Here is a 3,909-nt window from a genome sequence, read left to right on the forward strand (position 1 = left end):
AAATTTCTTTGCCATCTCTTGAAATCCCAAAAAATGCACACTTTTTCCGGTATACCCTTCAAAACCCTTGCACTAATTTCTGTGTTTATCAGCCTCTAACCTTTGATATATCAAGGTTTTAGGTTTATTCAGCAAACCCTAAATAAGCAAGTGTTAAAAATGCCCAGATTTTTTTCAAATAGGCAAAATCCGGTCAATAAAAATATATAATTTCTAGAACCCAAGCCGATGATGGGATTTGAACCCACGGCCTGCTGATTACGAATCAGCTGCACTACCACTGTGCTACATCGGCATAAACCATCTAAAATTATAGCATAATTCTTAAAAAAATGGTAGACCCAAATCTCAAAAATCGCTTAAAAGCCGAAATGGCCTCACCCTATCGGGGTTTAAGGCAGTTTATTTATCTTGGCGTTGGTGCTTCTGGTTTTATCGGTGCATTTGTATTTTTCTTTCAACTACTTGCAGGTAAAAATCTTGATACCACCTTACCCAACTTTGCCCTACAAATAGGAATAGTTGCCCTGATGGTATTTCTGTGGAGATGGGAACAGCGACGCTCCAAAGAGGTAGGAGTCAGGAGTCAGAAGTCAGGAGTCAGGAGAAGAAATTAGGAAGAAAAATTTTCGGCGAATATAAAAGGACTTTTTCAGCAACCCCTGTGTAGACGTGATTTCTAATCAACCAAGTTGGACTTTTCAAACATCCTCTGAGATAGATCCCTGACTGCTTGGAAAAGTCAAGGATCTGGGTATTGGGTTTGATTGAATTTGTGAAAGTTACTGTGCTGTCACCAAATAAGCAGAAGAAATTGGCTGCGCCCTACCAATAGCCACAAGTGCCTGATATACAAAAGCAGCTATTTCCGCCCTAGTTGCCTGACGATTAGGATCAAGTTTTTGCACTGTCGGATAATTCACCACCAATTGTCTCACAGTAGCAGCGGCCACAGGTCCAATGGCATAATTAGGAATTTGAGCAGCATCCGTGTAAACGCTGACAATATTGTTATTGTTAGCAGTGAAATTCAACCCGTTGGCTAAAGCCACTAAAGCCTGAACTCTAGGAATTTGTTGCTGTGGTTTAAAAGTACCATCAGGATAACCAGCCACAAATGCACTCTTGTAAGCTTCTTGAATTGCATTATAAGCCCAAAAATTGCTTTGCACATCCTTAAACTGAACAGCTTGACGTTTAACAGCAGGTGTCAAAGCTTTAGTGATAATAGTCGCAAATTGGGCGCGAGTGACAGGTTCATTAGGTCTAAAAGTGCCATCGGGAAAACCTGCAATAATATTTTGGGCAGCTAAAGCTTCAATATAAGATTTTGCCCAATAACCTGTGGGAACATCTTTAAATGCTGTAGCACCTGTACTACCACCATTATCAGCAGGAGGAGTAACAGTTGCAGCTACAAAATCTACAGCGCCCACAATTCGCTTTTGATCAATATCATTGCCAACAGCAAGAATGCGGTTAGTTCTAGTGGCATTATTCAAATCGTGACGAGCGTTATTACGAATCAGATTACCCCCAGGACTGTCATTAGTACCAAGGTTGGGAAGGGCATTGATAGTGGCAACAATACCATCCCGCTTATTGTTCTGAATCACATTCTGACGCAGTATGGGTTTGGCAGATTCAGAGATAAACAGGCCATCTTGGTTTTGACGAATTTGGTTGCCTTCTACCAAAGGTGTAGAATTTCCACCAATAGCCAAACCAAAACCAGTATCTTCAAAGGTGTTATTTCTAATTTCACCTTGAGCAGAACGGGCAAAAGAAACCCCATTACCTCCATTTTTGAAAAAGATGTTATTTTCAATTTTGGGATTGCCTGTACCTGTAACAAAAACCCCTTCTCTGACACTGTTGGTAAAAGTATTGTTTTTAATAGTGGGATTGCTTGATTCTACCCAAACAGCAGTACCTCGTTGATTGGGATTAGTCACAGTTAAGCCAGCAATGGTGGTATTATTTTCTGCGAGGATTGTTATATCCTGTCTAGCAAAAGTACGACTGGTGTAAAACCCACCACCTGTAATTATTGTTCCTTGACCTTTGGCAGATTCATTACCCAGAAGCATTACTCCTGGTTTAAGTAATAAAGGGAAAGTTTCTCCTGTGTCTCTGGTATAGTTACCAGGAGCAAGTTGAATCACTGTGTTTGCTTGCGCCTGGGAAAGAGCAAAGGTAATAGTTTTGTAAGGTGTTGCTGCACTCACACCAGCACCGGCACGATCTTGACCAGTTACCGGATTAACATAAATGACTGTAGCACTGGCTGGAATTTGGGCAATCAAAGTTTGAGTAGAACCAGCGTTTACCTGACTGGGTAGCAATGTTGAACTACCAGCAATAACTAACAAAGCAGTCAAACTGCTGCCTAAAGATAAACGAGAAATGTGAAAACCCTTAGATTTCATATTTTTGATATACTTGCTTACGGTACTTTTAAGACAGTCTAAGGTAACAGCGTCGCACTGTAAAACCTATGCAAAAATATACTCGATAATCAACAGTGATTCTGGGTAAAGTTGGAAATCGGATACGATCTATATTGGGTATTGAACAAATTATTTTTTCTTAGGATAGGTCGAATTACGTTGCTTAGGTATTTCTCCTCGCAATTGTAATCTACCATTAGTAATAATTCGTAACATTTCCTGAAGATCCTGTTCGATATTTTCTAGAACATGATCGGCATATTGATCAGCACCATCTTCAATTTCTTGAGCTTGAGCGATCGCATTTTGGCGCATTTCCTCTAACTCTTGCATACAAGCACGTTTTTTGCGTTCAATTTCTGCCAGAGTATCTTGCATCATTGCGTCACACTCTTGCTGCACTTTGCGACGCAGTTGTTCAGTTTCCCTTTCTGCTTGTCTGATAATATCGCTATCAGCCAGAATTTGCGCTCTTTTAGCCTGTGCTGCTTCTACCACCTGCTGTCCGTACTCCTCCGCTTCCAGCATGATTTCCTCCTTGTTTTGAAGGAGTTCTGCTGCTGCCTGAAACACCGACGGTAAAGAAACACGCACAAAATCAAGCTGTTCTAGAACCTTATCTTCATCTATCAGCGTGCGTCCAGTCAAAGGAATTTGCAAACCAGCAAGAATCATATCCTCTAAACGGTTAAGTTCTTGGAGAATATCTACACCTCCTTGTCCGTTGGGGTTTTCTTGAGGTGGGACATTTTTTCCGTTGTGGTTGGGTTCAGGTTTGGAGAGTTTTGGTTGTAGCATTGGTATATATCCAGGGCAATGTGTGGGGGAACAAGATGATCGACAGAGCCACCAAACTTTGCAATCTCTTTTACCACACTACTACTTAAAAAACTATACTCGTTTGAGGTGGCCAGAAAAACTGTTTCCATCTGAGTGGAAAGTGTTTTATTAGTGTGAGCCATTTGTAGCTCAATCTCAAAATCGGAAACTGCTCGTAAACCACGTAACAAAACTTGTGCTTGTCGCATTTGGGCATAGTTAACGGTAAGTCCATCAAAACTGTCTACCTCCACATTCGGTAAATGTTTTGTAGCCAGACGAATTTGTTCTATCCGTTGTTGCACCGGAAAAAGTGGTATTTTGTTAGGATTTCGCAATACAGCCACTATTACCCCATCAAACAGCCGACTACCGCGCTGAATGATATCAAGGTGTCCCAATGTAATAGGGTCAAAGCTCCCCGGATAAATAGCAATCATTTATATAAATTAAACAGCTTTAGGTAATTATAGCGACATACAGGGAATAGGGAATAGGGAATAGGGAATTGGGAATTGGGAATTGGGAATTGGGAATAGCTGATTAGAAAACATAAAAGTGATTACCCAGTCACCAGTCCCCAGTCAACAGTCCCCAGTCAACAGTCCCCAGTCACCAGTCCCCAGTCCCCAGTCACCAG

The 3,909-nt window shown here is 41.2% G+C and carries 4 protein-coding genes and 1 tRNA gene; 1 reads left to right on the forward strand and 4 read right to left on the reverse strand.

The features are described 5' to 3' along the window. Positions 1-223: 223 nt before the first annotated feature. Positions 224-295, reverse strand: a tRNA-Thr gene (locus PN497_RS03815). 37 nt (positions 296-332) lie between these two features. On the opposite strand from PN497_RS03815, the gene PN497_RS03820 reads away from it, so the two are divergent. After that, positions 333-617, forward strand: coding sequence for a DUF3493 domain-containing protein (locus PN497_RS03820; protein ID WP_096565265.1), 285 nt, complete (start codon positions 333-335; stop codon positions 615-617). Positions 618-782: 165 nt separating this feature from the next. Here the strand turns inward: PN497_RS03820 and PN497_RS03825 are convergent, their stop codons facing one another. The 3 genes from PN497_RS03825 to coaD all read right to left on the reverse strand — a co-directional run bounded on the left by PN497_RS03825 (position 783) and on the right by coaD (position 3,709). Then, positions 783-2,429, reverse strand: coding sequence for a DUF1565 domain-containing protein (locus PN497_RS03825; RefSeq protein WP_096565267.1), 1,647 nt, complete (start codon positions 2,427-2,429; stop codon positions 783-785). A 150-nt stretch (positions 2,430-2,579) separates the two neighbouring features. Further along, complete coding sequence (locus tag PN497_RS03830) at positions 2,580-3,248, reverse strand: ATP synthase subunit B family protein (RefSeq protein ID WP_187039938.1); 669 nt, start codon at positions 3,246-3,248, stop codon at positions 2,580-2,582. Then, the gene (coaD, locus tag PN497_RS03835) at positions 3,158-3,709 is read right to left on the reverse strand and encodes a pantetheine-phosphate adenylyltransferase (RefSeq protein ID WP_096565271.1); all 552 of its coding nucleotides are present in this window, start codon (positions 3,707-3,709) and stop codon (positions 3,158-3,160) included. Before coaD ends, PN497_RS03830 begins: the two co-directional genes overlap by 91 nt. Between the last annotated feature and the right edge of the window lie 200 nt (positions 3,710-3,909).

It is taken from the genome of Sphaerospermopsis kisseleviana CS-549, from assembly GCF_028329225.1.
Classification (GTDB): domain Bacteria; phylum Cyanobacteriota; class Cyanobacteriia; order Cyanobacteriales; family Nostocaceae; genus Sphaerospermopsis; species Sphaerospermopsis kisseleviana.

Excerpts from the sequence above, each read along its gene's own strand:
- coaD (WP_096565271.1), bottom strand. The coding sequence starts at position 3,709 with ATGATTGCTATTTATCCGGGGAGCTTTGACCCTATTACATTGGGACAC.
- PN497_RS03830 (WP_187039938.1), bottom strand. The coding sequence starts at position 3,248 with ATGCTACAACCAAAACTCTCCAAACCTGAACCCAACCACAACGGAAAA.
- PN497_RS03820 (WP_096565265.1), top strand. The coding sequence starts at position 333 with ATGGTAGACCCAAATCTCAAAAATCGCTTAAAAGCCGAAATGGCCTCA.
- PN497_RS03825 (WP_096565267.1), bottom strand. The coding sequence starts at position 2,429 with ATGAAATCTAAGGGTTTTCACATTTCTCGTTTATCTTTAGGCAGCAGT.